This window comes from Caballeronia sp. Lep1P3, assembly GCF_022879595.1.
In the GTDB taxonomy this organism is placed as follows: Bacteria; Pseudomonadota; Gammaproteobacteria; order Burkholderiales; family Burkholderiaceae; genus Caballeronia.
This window is the reverse complement of sequence record NZ_CP084265.1, coordinates 2,480,329-2,495,781: the sequence shown is the minus strand read 5'-3', so window position 1 is coordinate 2,495,781 and position 15,453 is coordinate 2,480,329. Positions and strand designations below refer to the sequence as shown.

General features: G+C 63.2%; 15 protein-coding genes. 10 read left to right on the top strand and 5 right to left on the bottom strand.

Going from position 1 to position 15,453, the window contains the following annotated elements; all coding sequences use genetic code 11:
• The first annotated feature begins 218 nt into the window (after positions 1-218).
• From LDZ27_RS11725 to nadC, 3 genes are all read left to right on the top strand, one after another.
• Positions 219-1,418: an acyl-CoA desaturase gene (locus LDZ27_RS11725; RefSeq protein WP_244814244.1), complete on the top strand. Its 1,200-nt coding sequence runs from the start codon at positions 219-221 to the stop codon at positions 1,416-1,418.
• A gap of 102 nt (positions 1,419-1,520) precedes the next feature.
• A complete protein-coding gene (gene nadA, locus LDZ27_RS11720; protein WP_244814243.1) occupies positions 1,521-2,648 on the top strand; it encodes a quinolinate synthase NadA in 1,128 nt (375 codons plus the stop codon).
• Positions 2,648-3,520 (top strand): carboxylating nicotinate-nucleotide diphosphorylase, encoded by an 873-nt coding sequence (gene nadC / locus LDZ27_RS11715; RefSeq protein WP_244814242.1) that lies wholly within the window; start codon positions 2,648-2,650, stop codon positions 3,518-3,520. The genes nadA and nadC overlap by 1 nt, the downstream gene beginning before the upstream one ends.
• A gap of 2 nt (positions 3,521-3,522) precedes the next feature.
• On the opposite strand, the gene nadB is transcribed toward nadC, so the two are convergent.
• The 4 genes from nadB to radC all read right to left on the bottom strand — a co-directional run bounded on the left by nadB (position 3,523) and on the right by radC (position 6,683).
• The gene (nadB, locus tag LDZ27_RS11710; protein WP_244814241.1) at positions 3,523-5,121 is read right to left on the bottom strand and encodes an L-aspartate oxidase; all 1,599 of its coding nucleotides are present in this window, start codon (positions 5,119-5,121) and stop codon (positions 3,523-3,525) included.
• 185 nt (positions 5,122-5,306) lie between these two features.
• Positions 5,307-5,474, bottom strand: coding sequence for a 50S ribosomal protein L33 (gene rpmG, locus LDZ27_RS11705; RefSeq protein WP_006478046.1), 168 nt, complete (start codon positions 5,472-5,474; stop codon positions 5,307-5,309).
• Between the two features lie 11 nt (positions 5,475-5,485).
• Positions 5,486-5,719: a 50S ribosomal protein L28 gene (rpmB, locus tag LDZ27_RS11700; RefSeq protein ID WP_008351171.1), complete on the bottom strand. Its 234-nt coding sequence runs from the start codon at positions 5,717-5,719 to the stop codon at positions 5,486-5,488.
• 247 nt (positions 5,720-5,966) lie between these two features.
• Positions 5,967-6,683 (bottom strand): DNA repair protein RadC, encoded by a 717-nt coding sequence (gene radC, locus LDZ27_RS11695; RefSeq protein ID WP_244814240.1) that lies wholly within the window; start codon positions 6,681-6,683, stop codon positions 5,967-5,969.
• Between the two features lie 204 nt (positions 6,684-6,887).
• Between radC and LDZ27_RS11690 the strand changes: the two genes are divergently transcribed.
• The 7 genes from LDZ27_RS11690 (at position 6,888) to LDZ27_RS11660 (ending at position 13,815) form a co-directional block, all read left to right on the top strand.
• Entirely contained in the window at positions 6,888-7,343 is a 456-nt protein-coding gene (locus LDZ27_RS11690; protein WP_244814239.1) for a peptidylprolyl isomerase, read from the top strand.
• 2 nt (positions 7,344-7,345) lie between these two features.
• Positions 7,346-8,314 (top strand): 4-hydroxy-3-methylbut-2-enyl diphosphate reductase, encoded by a 969-nt coding sequence (gene ispH / locus LDZ27_RS11685; RefSeq protein ID WP_244814238.1) that lies wholly within the window; start codon positions 7,346-7,348, stop codon positions 8,312-8,314.
• A gap of 396 nt (positions 8,315-8,710) precedes the next feature.
• Complete coding sequence (locus tag LDZ27_RS11680; RefSeq protein WP_244814237.1) at positions 8,711-9,925, top strand: branched-chain amino acid ABC transporter substrate-binding protein; 1,215 nt, start codon at positions 8,711-8,713, stop codon at positions 9,923-9,925.
• A gap of 230 nt (positions 9,926-10,155) precedes the next feature.
• Positions 10,156-11,106 carry a branched-chain amino acid ABC transporter permease gene (locus LDZ27_RS11675; RefSeq protein ID WP_244814236.1) on the top strand — a complete coding sequence of 317 codons (951 nt, stop codon included), beginning with the start codon at positions 10,156-10,158 and terminating at the stop codon, positions 11,104-11,106.
• 24 nt (positions 11,107-11,130) lie between these two features.
• Positions 11,131-12,300, top strand: a complete 1,170-nt coding sequence (locus tag LDZ27_RS11670) for an ABC transporter ATP-binding protein (protein WP_244814235.1) — start codon at positions 11,131-11,133, stop codon at positions 12,298-12,300.
• Positions 12,301-12,315: 15 nt separating this feature from the next.
• Positions 12,316-13,092, top strand: a complete 777-nt coding sequence (locus tag LDZ27_RS11665; RefSeq protein ID WP_244814234.1) for an ABC transporter ATP-binding protein — start codon at positions 12,316-12,318, stop codon at positions 13,090-13,092.
• Entirely contained in the window at positions 13,093-13,815 is a 723-nt protein-coding gene (locus tag LDZ27_RS11660) for an ABC transporter ATP-binding protein (protein WP_244814233.1), read from the top strand. It abuts the gene before it with no gap.
• Positions 13,816-14,147: 332 nt separating this feature from the next.
• Here LDZ27_RS11660 and LDZ27_RS11655 read toward each other — a convergent pair whose 3' ends face one another.
• The gene (locus LDZ27_RS11655) at positions 14,148-15,332 is read right to left on the bottom strand and encodes an acetylornithine transaminase (RefSeq protein ID WP_244814232.1); all 1,185 of its coding nucleotides are present in this window, start codon (positions 15,330-15,332) and stop codon (positions 14,148-14,150) included.
• Between the last annotated feature and the right edge of the window lie 121 nt (positions 15,333-15,453).

Sequence of the window (15,453 nt, the reverse complement as noted above, 5' to 3'; positions counted from 1 at the left end):
CGAAAGCCGCCAGCCTCAAAAGGCTGCGTGAGTTTTTCCTTGTTTTGGGCCGATTCAAAAAAATTCACCTTTACGACAACGACTTGGAACGCTTGAAGTAGAATGCGATCGAACTTGCGCGCGTACCTTTCACGCGCCCGACACGCCGCGATCAAGCTGTTACGAGCGGCTGCCATCGGCCATTTTTTCCGAATTTCACAGCTATACGGGTAAATGCCTTGCTGAATTCCTCCCTCGAATTTCTAGCCAACGGATTGCTGAACTTCTCCTGGTGGCAGATTCTGCTGTTCACGCTCGCGATGACGCACGTCACCATCGCCGGCGTCACTATCTACTTGCATCGCTGCCAGGCGCATCGCGCGCTAGACATGCATCCCATCGCGAGCCATTTTTTCCGCTTCTGGCTCTGGATGACCACCGGCATGCTGACCGGCCAGTGGGCGGCGATCCACCGCAAGCACCACGCGAAATGCGAGACCGAAGAAGATCCGCACAGCCCGCAGACGCGCGGCATCTGGAAGGTGCTGCTGGAAGGCGCGGAGTTGTACCGCGCCGAAGCGAAGAACGAAGAAACGCTGCGCCGCTTCAGCCACGGCACGCCGAACGACTGGATGGAGCGCAACGTCTACACGCGCTACCCGATCCTCGGCATCAGCGTGATGATGGTCATCGACGTCGCGCTCTTCGGCATCGTCGGGCTGTCGGTCTGGGCGGTGCAGATGATCTGGATTCCGTTCTGGGCAGCGGGCGTCGTCAACGGGCTCGCGCACTTCTGGGGTTATCGCAACTTCAATTCGGCCGATGCGAGCACGAACATCTTCCCGCTCGGCATCCTGATCGGCGGCGAAGAACTGCATAACAACCACCACACTTACGCCACGTCGGCAAAGCTGTCGAGCAAGTGGTACGAGTTCGACATCGGCTGGCTATATATCCGCATCATGTCGGCGGTCGGACTCGCCAAGGTAAAGAAGCTCGCGCCCACGCCGCGTCTTTCGGAAAGCAAGTCGGTGCCGGATCACGACACGCTGCAGGCCGTGCTCGCCAACCGCTACGAAGTGATGGCGCGTTACGGCAAGGCGCTCAAGCGCGCGTATCGTCAGGAACTCGCGAAGCTGAAGGAAGCGGGCGCGCGCGAGAAGTACCAACTGATGCGCGGCGCGCGCACGTGGTTCCACAAGGAAGAGGACGGCCTGAACGAACCGCAGCGCAAGCAGTTGCCGGAACTGTTCTCGGACAATCAGAAGCTGCGCACGTATATCGAGCTGCGCAAGGATCTCGCAGCGATGTGGGACCGCTCGAACGCGTCGCGCGAGCAACTGCTGGCGCAATTGCAGGACTGGTGCCATCGCGCGGAACAGAGCGGCATCAAGGCGTTGCAGGATTTCGCCATGCGTCTGCGCCGCTACGCCCTGTGAGCGATATCCGCTAAACTTCGAGGACGTCACAAGACCCCGCTCTGGCGGGGTCTTTCTTTTTGTGCGACGGATTTTCGCTGTGGACGGCAGGAGACAGGGGACATGCAAGCGATCAGGAACGTCGAGTATGACCGGCCGCAAGGCCTGACGTGCGGCGTGGGCGAGGCGTGGGCGCGCGTGCCCGATGCGCCGTCGCAGGAAGAAAAGCACGCGCTCAAGGAGCGCATCCGCGCGCTGTTGCGGCGCGAGAAGGCGGTGCTCGTCGCGCATTATTACGTCGATGCCGAACTGCAGGAACTCGCCGACGAAACCGGCGGCTGCGTCGCGGATTCGCTCGAAATGGCGCGCTTCGGCCGCGATCATGCGGCGCGGACGCTGGTCGTCGCGGGCGTGCGTTTCATGGGCGAGACCGCGAAGATCCTGAGCCCGGATAAGCGCGTGCTGATGCCCGATCTCGACGCCACCTGCTCCCTCGATCTCGGCTGCCCGGCCGACGAATTCGCCGCGTTTTGCGACGCGCACCCGGACCGTACCGTCGTCGTCTACGCGAACACGAGCGCGGCCGTGAAGGCGCGTGCCGACTGGATGGTCACGTCGTCGATCGGCCTCGAGATCGTCGCGGATCTTCATGCGCGCGGCGAGAAAATTCTGTGGGCGCCGGACCGTCATCTCGGCGGCTACATCCAGAAGAAGACGGGCGCGGACATGCTTCTGTGGCAAGGATCGTGTCTCGTGCACGACGAGTTCAAGGGCATCGAACTGGACCTGCTGCGCGCCCAATATCCTGACGCGAAGATTCTCGTGCATCCCGAGTCGCCGGAAGCGGTCGTGAAACTCGCCGATGTCGTCGGCTCGACCACGCAACTCATCGACGCCGCCGTGCGCCTCGACGCGCCGCGCTTCATCGTCGCGACCGACCTCGGCATTTTGCACAAGATGCGGCTCGCGGCTCCCGGCAAGACGTTCATCGAGGCGCCCACGGCCGGCAACAGCGCGACGTGCAAGAGCTGCGCGCATTGCCCGTGGATGGCGATGAACGGCCTCGCGAATCTCGCGGACGTGCTGGAGCGCGGTCACAACGAGATTCACGTCGATGCCGCCATCGCGCAGCGCGCGCGCGTGCCCATCGACCGCATGCTGGATTTCGCGGCGCGGCAGAAGAAGCGCGTGCAGACGAGCGGCGATCTGGCGAAAGACGCCGCGCTATTCGCCAACGTGGGAGCCGCGTGATGCGCTATTCGCCGATTTACGACGAAGTCCGCGCGCAGTACGGCGAAGCGTTCGACGCCGCGCTCGCCCGCAATGTCGCCGATGCGCTCGCCGAAGATATCGGCAGCGGCGACGTCACCGGCCGTCTGGTTCCCGCCGACGCGCGGCGCACGGCGCGAATCATCGTGCGAGAAGAGGCGGTGCTGTGCGGCGCGCCGTGGTTCGACGAGGTGATGCGCCGCGTCGATCCGTCCATCGACGTCCAATGGCAGTACCGCGAAGGGCAGCGCATGGGCGCCGGTACGCCGGTCGTCGTGCTGCATGGCCCGGCGCGCGCGCTGCTGACCGCCGAGCGCAACGGCCTCAACTTCCTGCAACTGCTTTCGGGCGTGGCGAGCGCGACGCGCCGTTACGCCGATGCCATCGAAGGCACGCGCGCGCGCATTCTCGATACGCGCAAGACGCTGCCCGGTCTGCGGCTCGCGCAGAAATACGCGGTGCGCGTTGGCGGCGGCGCGAATCAGCGGCTCGCGCTTTACGACGGCATTCTCATCAAGGAAAACCACATCGCGGCGGCGGGCGGCGTGGGCGCGGCGATGGACGCCGCGCTCGCGCTCGACGCGGGCGTGCCGATCCAGATCGAAGTCGAGACGCTCGCCCAGCTCGAAACGGCGCTTGCGCATCGCGCGCAGTCGATTCTGCTGGATAACTTCGCGCTCGACGCCATGCGCGACGCCGTTGGCATCGCGGCCGGACGCGCGTTGCTCGAAGTCTCGGGCGGCGTGAACTTCGAAACGGTGCGCGCGATCGCCGAAACGGGCGTCGATCGCATTTCTATCGGCGCGCTCACGAAGGACGTGCGCGCCACCGATTTTTCGATGCGTATCGTCTAGCGCTAGACCGCCCGCCGGCGCGCAGCGGGCGGCGTGAGCACCGTCGGCAGCGCCTTCGGCATTGTGTCGGGCCAGTCGCGGCTGTAATGCAGGCCGCGGCTCTCGCGCCGCGAACACGCGCTTTCGACGATCAGCGAAGCCACATCGACGAGATTGCGCAGTTCCAGCAGATCGCGGCTTACCTTGAAATTCGCGTAGTACTCGTGGATCTCGTCGCGCAAAAGGGCGATGCGATGCCGCGCACGCGCGAGCCGCTTGTCGGTGCGCACGATGCCGACGTAGTTCCACATCAGGCGGCGCAACTCGTCCCAGTTGTGCGCGACGACCACTTCTTCGTCCGGATCGGAGACGCGGCTTTCGTCCCAATCGGGCAAGGGCGCGTGACAGTTGGCGGAAAACCCGTCCGCTTCGATTGCGCGCGCCGCCGTCCGGCCGATCACGATGCACTCCAGAAGCGAGTTGCTCGCGAGGCGGTTCGCGCCATGCAGCCCCGTGCACGACGTCTCTCCGACCGCGTAAAGCCCTGGCCGGTCCGTGCGCCCCGCGAGATCGGTGACGACGCCGCCGCATGTATAGTGCGCGGCGGGCACGACGGGAATCGGCTCCTTCGCGATATCGATGCCGAATTCGCGGCAGCGCGCGAGGATCGTCGGGAAGTGTTCTTCGAGAAACGCGCGCGGCTGGTGGGTGATGTCCAGATACACGTAGTCGATGCCGCGCTTCTTGATCTCGAAGTCGATGGCCCGCGCGACGATGTCGCGGGGCGCGAGTTCGGCGCGCTCATCGTGGGCGGGCATGAAGCGCGTGCCGTCCGGCAGGCGCAGAATGCCGCCTTCGCCGCGCACGGCTTCGGAAATCAGGAACGACTTCGCGTAAGGGTGAAAGAGGCACGTCGGATGGAACTGGATGAACTCCATGTTCGCGACGCGGCAGCCCGCGCGCCACGCCATCGCGATACCGTCGCCGGTCGCGGTGTCGGGATTGGTCGTGTAGAGATAGACCTTGCCCGCGCCGCCCGTCGCGAGGACGGTGTGCGGGGCCTCGATGGTCACGGTGCGGCCCGTTTTCAGGTCGAGCGCGTAGAGCCCGTGGCAGCGATGGCCGGGCAGCCCGAGCCGGTCCGACGTGATGAGGTCGATTGCGTAATGGTCCTCGAGGACGGTGATGTTCGGGTGATTGCGCACGCGCTCGTTGAGCGTCGTCACGACCGCGTGGCCCGTCGCATCCGCCGCGTGGATGATGCGGCGATGGCTGTGACCGCCTTCGCGCGTCAGATGGAAGCCGAGTTCGGCGGCGGCATCGCGCGTGAAGGGCACGCCTTCGTCGATCAGCCATTCGATCGCCGCGCGCCCATTTTCGACGATGAAGCGCGTCGCGGCTTCATCGCAGAGGCCGCCGCCCGCGACGAGCGTATCGGCGACATGCGCGTCGACGCTGTCGGCCGAATCCAGCACGGCCGCGATGCCGCCCTGCGCCCAGCCGCTCGCGCCTTCGCTCGCCGCACGCTTCGCGATGATGGCGACGCGGCGCGTTCTCGCCAGATTCAACGCAACGCTCAAGCCCGCGAGCCCGCTTCCCACGATCGCCACATCGAAGTTCATGCCGCCGTTTCTCCGGTACGTGTTCTTGTCGATAGCCGGCAAGGATAGCGTGCACGGCGCGGCGGCAACAGCGAAAACCCGCGCGCGGACGTGTGCAATGCGTGCGAAAACCGCGCCGGAGAAACAAAAAGCCCCGCATTTGCGGGGCTTTTTGCTGTCTTCGTCAGGCACTCAAGATCAAGCGATTACTTGATCTTGGTTTCCTTGTACTCAACGTGCTTGCGGACGACGGGATCGAACTTCTTGATCGCCATCTTTTCCGGCATGTTGCGCTTGTTCTTGGTGGTCGTGTAGAAGTGACCCGTGCCTGCGGTCGATTCCAGCTTGATCTTGTCGCGTGCGCCCTTGGCCATTTGCGTGCTCCTTAGATTTCACCGCGTGCGCGCAAGTCTGCGAGCACGGCGTCGATACCGTTCTTGTCGATCAGGCGCAGGCCGGCGTTCGAGACGCGCAGACGCACCCAGCGGTTTTCGCTTTCAACGAAGAAACGGCGGTTCTGCAAGTTCGGCAGGAAACGGCGCTTGGTCTTGTTGTTTGCGTGGGAAACGTTGTTGCCCGACATCGGGCCTTTCCCAGTTACTTGGCATACGCGTGCCATGAGGACACTCCTAATACACATTGAGTCCGAGTACAGACGCTCGATTTTGGGCAAGAACCCTGGTCGATGCCTCAAATTCGCCCGATTGCCTTGACCGGGGAGTTGGCAGCACGGTTATGCCAATGAGGACGGCGTAAGCTCGAAACAGGTGGGTTGAGAAAAGCAAACGTGAATTCTAGCAGGAAAAACCGTGGAATATCAAGCCGTTTGAGCTTCGTTCCCACTCTGCCGGATGCCGTATCCATCGCTACAGCCAGCCTTCGCGCGCGAACGAGAAAATGTCGTTTGCCGCGACGACCATGTGATCGAGCAGCTTCACGTCGATGAGGGCGAGCGAATCCTGAAGCGTGCGCGTGAGGTTGCGGTCGCTGGCGCTCGGCGCCACTCCGCCCGACGGATGATTATGCGCGACGATCAGCCCGGCCGCATTGAGCGCGAGCGAGCGCTTGACGATCTCGCGCGGATACACCGCCACCCGCGTGAGCGAGCCATGCGCCTCCTCGAAGATGTCGAGCACCTGATGGCGCGCGTCCAGATAGATGCAGACGAACACTTCGTTCTGGCGCGTGCCGATCTTCAGCCGCAGGAAATCCTCCACCGCGCTCGGTGAATTCAGCGCGATGCGCTCGCGCGCCTTCTCGGCGAGCGCACGCCGGCACAGTTCCGATACGGCGATCAGCGTGGCCGCGCGCGCCTCGCCGATGCCGCGCTCGTCTTGCAAGGCCGCTGCGGGGGCGTCGAGCACCGCGCGCAGCGAGCCGAAACGCCGAAGGAGCGAGCGGGCGACATCGACGGCGGTCAGCCCCGGCACGCCGGTGCGCAGGAAAAGAGCGAGCAGTTCCGCGTCGGACAGCGTCGCGGGGCCGTCCCTGAGCAAGCGCTCGCGCGGCCGGTCGGCCTCGTCCCATTGCGGAATCGAGAGGGCGGATAGGGGCGCCGCGATCAGGCGAACGGCCGCCGTCATCGCGTGCTCCGTGCGCCATGCGCTGCGAGCGCCGGCGCACGCACGACACGCGCGCCCGGCGCGGCGTCCTGCCACTCTGTCTTACAATAGCGGTTTTGGCGCGGGCACATGCCACGCGCCTCGCGGTTCGCAGCCTCGCGCCGACGAGCCGCCGCTCGCCCGGCCCACGCCGCGCTTTCGACTGAACCGCCACATCCAATACTCATGAGCATCATCGATATCTCCGAGGTCAAGCCCGGTTCCCACGTCACGCTCCATTACCGGCTGGCACTGGCCGACGGCGCCGACATCGTCAACACCTTCACCGACAAGCCCGCGACGCTCCTGCTCGGCGCGGGCCAACTCGCGCCGCCGCTCGAAGACATTCTGATCGGGCTCAAGGTCGGGCACCATTCGACCTTTCGGCTAACGCCGGAGCAGGCGTTCGGGCCGCGCAATCCGGAACTGCTGCAACGCGTGTCGCTCGCGACGCTGCGCGAAAACAGCATGGTCGGCGAGGATTTTTCTCCCGGCGATCTCGTCGAATTCAACGCGCCCAACGGCGGACGCTATGCGGGCGTGCTCAAGGAAGTGGGCGAGACCTCGGCGCTTTTCGACTTCAATCACCCGCTCGCCGGCCAGGCGCTCGCCTTCGAAGTGAAAATCATCGGAATCCTGTAGCCATGAGCCTGATCGAAAGCCTCACCGATATCGAGACCGACATCGAAATCCTGCTCGCGCAGCCGCGCGGTTTCTGCGCGGGCGTCGACCGCGCCATCGAGATCGTCGAGCGCGCGATCAAGCTCTTCGGCGCGCCCATTTACGTGCGCCACGAGATCGTCCACAACGCGTATGTCGTCGCGGACCTGCGCAAGAAGGGCGCGATCTTCATCGAGGAATTGTCGGACGTGCCGGAAGGCAGCACGCTGATCTTCAGCGCGCACGGCGTCTCGAAGGCGGTGCGCGCCGAAGCGCAAACGCGCGGCCTGCGCGTGTTCGACGCGACGTGCCCGCTCGTGACCAAGGTGCACATGGAAGTGGCGAAGATGCGTCAGGAAGGCTTCGACATCGTGATGATCGGCCACAAGGGACACCCCGAAGTGGAAGGCACGATGGGGCAGTCGGGCGAGGGCATGCATCTCGTCGAAGATATCGACGACGTGCTGAAGCTTGACCTGCGCGACCCGAGCCGCATTGCGTATGTCACGCAGACGACGCTTTCCGTCGACGACGCCTCGGCCATCATCGAGGCGCTCAAGAACAAATATCCCGCTGTCAAGGAGCCGAAGAAGCAGGACATCTGTTACGCGACGCAAAACCGTCAGGATGCGGTCAAGTTTCTCGCGCCGCAGTGCGATGTCGTGATCGTGGTCGGCAGCCCGAACAGCTCGAACTCCAGCCGTCTGCGCGAAGTGGCCGAGCGCAGCGGCATTCCCGCCTATATGGTCGATTCGCCGACCCAGATCGATCCGGCGTGGGTGCAAGGCAAGAAGCGCATCGGCGTGACGGCGGGCGCATCGGCGCCGGAAGTGCTCGCGCAGGCGGTGATCGCGCGTTTGCGCGACCTTGGCGTGCGCAGCGTGCGCTCGCTGGAAGGAATCGAGGAAACCATCTCGTTTCCGTTGCCGCGCGGGTTGTCGTTGCCTCAGTGATTAGATGGATTCTTCGAAAAGAAAGCGCCTCCAGGCGCTTTTTTTTCGGCTCCTTTCTCCGAGCACCATGCCGTTCCAGCTAATCGAATTCCCCGTTTTGGGGCGCGCTCGACGCACCTTTTAGACGTTAGGGATTTCCCTCGACGGCGCACGCAAACGTAATCGCGCCGCTTTCGCGGAAACCCGCTCGTTCATTGTGGTGCAACTGCTGCACTGATCGCGATCGCAACCCGGTTGCGCTTTGGGCGAAAAATCGTCGAAAAATGCGGGTTGCAATGCTGGAAAACCCCGCCACGCAAGAATATTGCTCGTCTCATATTTAGCGTTACAATTCGCGCGTTCTGAGCCTGGAAGGGCTTCTGGCAACGGTTTTGATAGGCGCAGGAGACCTGTTTGATGCGATTCAAGTTTGCTCATGCCGTGTCCATCGCGGCTGCGGTTGCAATGGCAACGGCATGCGGCAAGAAGGACGAAGGCGGAGCGAGCGGGGCGGCGCCAGCGGCGAGCGCGGCGGTCGCCGCGACGGCGAGCGCGCCAGCGAGCGAAGCGACGGTGGTAAAGATCGGCCACGTCGCGCCGTTATCCGGAACGCAGGCACACCTGGGCAAGGACAACGAGAACGGCGCGCGGCTCGCTCTGGAAGAGATCAGCGCGCAGGGGCTCACTATCGACGGGCGTTCCATTCGTCTCGAACTGGATAGCCAGGACGACGCAGCCGATCCGCGCACCGGCGAAGAAGCCGCGCAGCGTCTCGTGGACGACCATGTGGTCGCGGTCATCGGCCATATGAACTCGGGCGTGTCGATTCCGGCGTCGAAAATCTATAGCGATGCGGGCATCGCGGAGATTTCGCCGTCGACGACCAACCCGCAATACACGAAGCAAGGGTACAAGACGACGTTTCGCCTCGTGGCGACCGACGCGCTGCAAGGCCCCGTGCTCGCCAACTACGCGATGAAGACGCTGCACGCGAAGAAAGTCGTGATCGTCGATGACGCCACTGCCTATGGCCGCGGTCTCGCCGACGAGTTCGCGAAGACGCTGCAGGCGGGCGGCGCGAAGGTCGCGGCGCGCGAGTCGACCACGGAGAAAGCGCGCAATTTCAAGGCGATTCTGACGAAGATCAGGCGCATCCAGCCGGACGCCGTGATGTACGGCGGCATGGACGTGACGGGCGGCCCGTTCGCGAAGGAAGCGGCCGCGCTCGGCATCAAGGCGAAGATCCTTGCAGGCGACGGCGTCTGCACCCAGCAGTTGCCGGAACTCGCGGGCGACGCGGCGGCGAATGTCGTGTGCTCGGAAGCGGGGCCGGCGCTCGCGAATATGGACAAGGGCGCGGACTTCGCGCAGAGGTACGAAGCACGTTTTCACACGCCGGTGCAGATTTACGCGCCGTTCACGTATGACGCGATGTACGTGATCGTCGACGCAATGAAGCGCGCCAATTCCATCGAAGCGGCCAGAGTGCTGGCGGCGATGCCCACGACGGACTTCAACGGCCTGACGGGACATATCGCTTTCGACGACAAGGGCGACCTGAAGGCCGGCACCATCACGCTTTACGACTTCAAGGACAAAAAGAAGGACGTGCTCGACGTCGTGAAGCAGTAGCAGCGGGCGTTAGCAGTCTTGCGGCGCCTGACCGAACGCGCCGTTTCGCAGCCGTCTGGCGGATGCCCGCACCTATCCGGAGGCGGGCGTGAAGGCAGGCGCAATGCAGGTTATCGACCTTTACCGGTTTTTTTAAAAGTACGCGCAGTGCCGCTCCAGATTTCGCTTCACACCGGCTTATCGGCCGGCGATAAAGCGTGATCCGGTCGCACGGGGCTAAGGAGCTTTAAATGGATATTTTCATCCAGCAGATTCTCAACGGTCTGGTGCTTGGCAGCGTCTACGCCATCATCGCGTTGGGTTACACGATGGTGTACGGCATTCTCGGCATCATCAACTTCGCGCACGGCGACGTGCTGATGGTCGGCGCGATGGTCGCGCTCTCCGCGATCGGCGTCATGCAGAATCACTTTCCGAACATGCCCGGGCCGATCATGCTGACGATCGCGCTCGTCGTCGCGGCGGTCGTCTGCGCGGTGGTCGGCTACACGATCGAACGCGTCGCTTACCGGCCACTGCGCCGCGCGCCGCGCCTCGCGCCGCTCATTACCGCGATCGGCGTGTCGATCCTCCTTCAGACCGTCGCGATGATGATCTGGGGCCGCAATCCGCTCGCGTTCCCGCAGCTTCTGCCGACCGATCCGATCAACGTCATCACCGCGACCGAGACGCGCCCCGGCGCCGTCATCTCGATGACCGAAATCGTCATCATCGTCGTCGCGTTCCTCGTGATGGGCGGCCTGCTGCTGCTCGTGCACAAGACCAAGCTCGGCCGCGCGATGCGCGCCATCGCCGAAAACCCCGGCGTCGCGTCGCTGATGGGCGTGAATCCGAACTTCGTGATCTCGGCCACCTTCATGATCGGCTCGGCGCTTGCTGCGCTCGCGGGCGTCATGATCGCTTCCGAATACGGCAACGCGCACTTCTACATGGGCTTCATCCCGGGGCTCAAGGCGTTCACGGCGGCGGTGCTGGGCGGCATCGGCAACCTGGGCGGCGCGATGGTCGGCGGCGTGCTTCTCGGGCTGATCGAACAGTTGGGCGCCGGTTACATCGGCAATCTGACGGGCGGCGTCTTCGGCAGCAATTATCAGGACGTGTTCGCCTTCATCGTGCTGATCATCGTGCTCGTGTTCCGTCCGTCGGGTTTGCTCGGCGAACGTGTCGCGGACCGCGCTTAAAGACTCGCGTGAGGAGCTAGAAAAATGACTTCGATTCAACCGATTGAGCCGTCGACGACGCTCATCCCCGAGAAGAACGCGACGAAAACCTTCGTCGTCGGCATTCTCGTCGCGGTATTCGTGATCGCCGCGCCGATGGTGATCGGCGCAGCCGGCGGCAACTACTGGGTGCGCGTGCTCGATTTCGCGATGCTCTATGTGATGCTCGCGCTCGGCCTGAACGTCGTGGTCGGCTTCGCCGGCCTGCTCGACCTGGGCTATATCGCGTTCTACGCGGTCGGCGCGTATGTCGCGGCGCTTCTGTCATCGCCGCAATTGACCTCGCAATTCGAATGGATCGCGCACCTCGCGCCCGGCGGATTGCATGTGCCGTTTCTCCTCATCGTGCCGATCGCGATGGCGCTCGCCGCGACCTTCGGCGTGCTGCTCGGCGCACCGACGCTGCGTCTGCGCGGCGACTACCTCGCGATCGTGACGCTCGGTTTCGGTGAAATCGTGCGGATCTTCATGAACAACCTCGATCGTCCGATCAACATCACGAACGGTCCGAAGGGCATCACGGGCATCGATCCGGTGACGGTGGCGGGCTTCAACCTGTCGCAGACGCACGAGTTCTTCGGCGTGAAGTTCCCGTCGGTGTACATGTATTACTACCTGTTCGTCCTCGGCGCGCTGCTCGTGATCTGGGTCTGTACGCGTTTGCAGCACTCGCGCATCGGGCGCGCGTGGGCCGCGATCCGCGAAGACGAAATCGCCGCGAAAGCGATGGGCATCAACACGCGCAACGTGAAGCTGCTCGCGTTCGCGATGGGCGCGTCGTTCGGCGGCCTGTCGGGCGCGATGTTCGGTGCGTTCCAGGGCTTCGTGTCGCCGGAATCGTTCACGTTCTGGGAATCGATCGTCGTGCTGGCGTGCGTGGTGCTCGGCGGCATGGGCCACATTCCCGGCGTGATTCTCGGCGCGGTGCTGCTCGCGGTGTTCCCCGAATTCCTGCGCTCGACGATGGGTCCGCTGCAAAACGCCATCTTCGGCCATCAGATCGTGGATACGGAAGTCATCCGCCAGTTGCTGTACGGCCTGGCGATGGTGCTCATCATGTTGTATCGCTCGGAAGGCCTGTGGCCCGCCGCGAAGCACGAAGACAAGATCGCGAAGATCGCGAAGCGCAGCGGCAAGAAGCCGGTGCGCGCCTAAGCGGGGGATTTGGAAATGAGCGACAAACGTACTCGATTGTCCGTGAAGGGCGTGAACAAGCGCTTCGGCGGCCTGCAGGCACTTTCGGAAGTGGGCCTCGAAATCAAGGAAGGCGAGATTTACGGCCTGATCGGTCCGAACGGCGCGGGCAAGACGACGTTCTTCAACGTCATTACCGGCCTCTACACGCCGGACTCGGGCGAGTTCCGGCTCGACGGCGAAGCGTACACGCCGACCGCGGTGTATCAGGTGGCGAAGGCGGGCATCGCGCGCACGTTCCAGAACATTCGTCTTTTCGGCGGCATGACTGCGCTGGAGAACGTGATGGTCGGGCGTCACGTGCGCACGAAGCACGGGTTGATCGGCGCGGTGTTCCAGACGCCCGCCGAGCGCCGTGAGGAGCGCGAGATCAAGGAGCGCGCGCTGGAACTGCTGGAATACGTGGGCGTGCTGCAATACGCGGACTACACGTCGCGCAATCTGTCGTATGGGCATCAGCGTCGTCTGGAAATCGCGCGCGCATTGGCGACGGACCCGAAGCTGCTCGCGCTCGACGAGCCGGCGGCCGGCATGAACGCGACGGAGAAGGTCGAACTGACGCGTCTGCTGGACAAGATCCGCGCGGACGGCAAGACGATTCTTTTGATCGAACACGACGTGAAGCTCGTGATGGGATTGTGCAACCGCATGACGGTGCTCGATTACGGCAAGGTGATCGCCGAGGGTCTGCCGCAGGACGTGCAGAAGGACCCGAAGGTGATCGAGGCATATCTGGGTGCGGGGGTGCACTAAATGGCGACCACGAATGCGATGTTGAAGGTCAAGGGTCTGCAGGTGAATTACGGCGGCATCCAGGCGGTGAAGGGTGTCGATCTCGAAGTGGGCCAGGGCGAGTTGGTGACGCTGATCGGCGCGAACGGCGCGGGCAAGACCACGACGATGAAGGCCATCACCGGTCTGAAGCCGTTTTCCGCGGGCGATATCGAGTACATGGGCCAGTCGATCAAGGGCGTGCCGACGCACGAGCTTCTGAAGCGCGGCCTCGCGATGGTGCCGGAAGGTCGCGGCATCTTCGCGCGCATGTCGATTCTCGAGAACATGCAGATGGGCGCGTATCTGCGCAATGACAGCGATGGCATTCAGAAGGATACCGAACGGATGTTCGGCTTCTTTCCGCGGTTGAAGGAACGTGCATCGCAGTATGCGGGTACGTTGTCGGGCGGCGAGCAGCAGATGCTTGCCATGGCGCGGGCGCTTCTTTCGCGGCCTAAGCTGCTTTTGCTCGACGAACCGTCGATGGGACTCTCGCCGATCATGGTCGAGAAGATCTTCGAAGTGGTGCGGGAGATTTCGAGCGAAGGGCTGACGGTGCTGCTCGTCGAGCAGAATGCACGGTTGGCGTTGCAGGCCGCGAATCGCGGGTATGTGATGGATTCGGGGACCGTCACTATGTCGGGCGACGCGAAGGTCATGCTCGATGATCCTAAGGTTCGGGCGGCTTATCTTGGGGAGTGAGGGTTTGTTTTTGTCTCCCTTTCCGGGTGGGCTTGCTTAGATTTCGTGTCGGTTTAAGTAACTGCCGCCCCGCACAGGGGCGAGCTAATAGACCGACACGAGAATAAGAAAAGTGACTGCCGCCCCGAGAAGGGGCAGCCGCATAGACCGACACGAGAATAAGAAAGGTGACTGCCGCCCCGGGGAGGGGCGAGCTAATAGACCGACACGATAATAAGAAAAGTGACTGCCGCCCCGAGAAGGGGCAGCCCAATCGACCGCCACGAAAAAACGAACAAAACAAAATACGGCAAATCACAGCACCACGATAGCCGCATCGCACGCGCGGAAAATCACAGCGAATCGAGCACCGATCGCAGCATCGAAAGCATCAGATCGATTTCGTCCTTGGTCACGTTCAACGCCGGCATGAAGCGCAGCAGGTTAGGACGCGCCGCGTTCAACAACAGCCCGTCGGGCTGCATGAGACGCGCCTTCTCGACGATCTGCGGTCCCTTGTCGCTATCGAGCAGCAACGCGCGCAGAAGGCCCTCGCCACGCTCGCCGTTGAAGCCGCGCTCGTCCGACAGCTTCAGCAATTCCGAGCGCAGATATTCGCCGCTCTCGCGCACGCCCTCGAGGAAGCCCGGCGCGGTCAGTTGCGAAATCACCGAATAGCCGACCGCCGTCATCAGCGGATTGCCGTTGTACGTGCCGCCCTGATCGCCCGCTTCGAAGCACGCGACATCGGCCGTCGACAGCAACGCCGCGAGCGGCACGCCACCGCCGATGCCCTTGCCGAGCGTCATGATGTCCGGGTCCACGCCCGACAGTTCATACGCGAAGAGCGTTCCCGCGCGGCCGCAGCCGCTCTGCACTTCATCGACGATCAGAAGCAGGTTGTGCCGCTTCGTGAGCGCGCGCAGTTGCTGCATGAACTCGCGCGTCGCGGGAATCACGCCGCCTTCGCCCTGAATCGGCTCCAGCATCACGGCGACCGTCTTCTCGTTGATGAGCTTCTCGACCGACGCGATATCGTTCAGGTCCGCCTTCGGAAAGCCCGGCACCTGCGGCGCGTAAATGGTGTCCCAGCCAGCCTTGCCGCTCGCGGACATGGTCGCGAGCGTGCGGCCGTGGAAGCTGTGATCGAAGGTGATGATCTCGTATGCGCCGTTGCGGAACTTGCGGCCCCACTTGCGCGCGAGCTTGATCGCGCCTTCATTCGCCTCCGCGCCGCTGTTGGCGAAGAAGACCTTGTCGAAGCAGCTGTGCTTCGTGAGAAGACCCGCGAGCTTCGCCATCGGCTCGTTGTAAAAGGCCGGCGACGGATTGATGAGCGTGCGCGCCTGCTTGTCCAGCGCCTCGATCATGCCGTCGTTGCAATGGCCGAGCGAGTTGACCGCCCAGCCCTGAATGAAGTCGAGATAGCGCTTGCCCGTGTTGTCGTGGAGCCAGGAACCCTTGCCGTGCGTGAACACGATCTCGGGGCGGTTCGTGATGTACATCAGCGAATCGACGGGGTACTCATTGAAATTCATGACAGCGGGCTCCGGGACGATGACTCAGGTGAAAAAACGACGCGCAAAAAACAAAAAGCCACGGTATTTCCGTGGCTTCATTCTTGGCGCTTGAACCGAACATAACGAGCGCGAATGCATG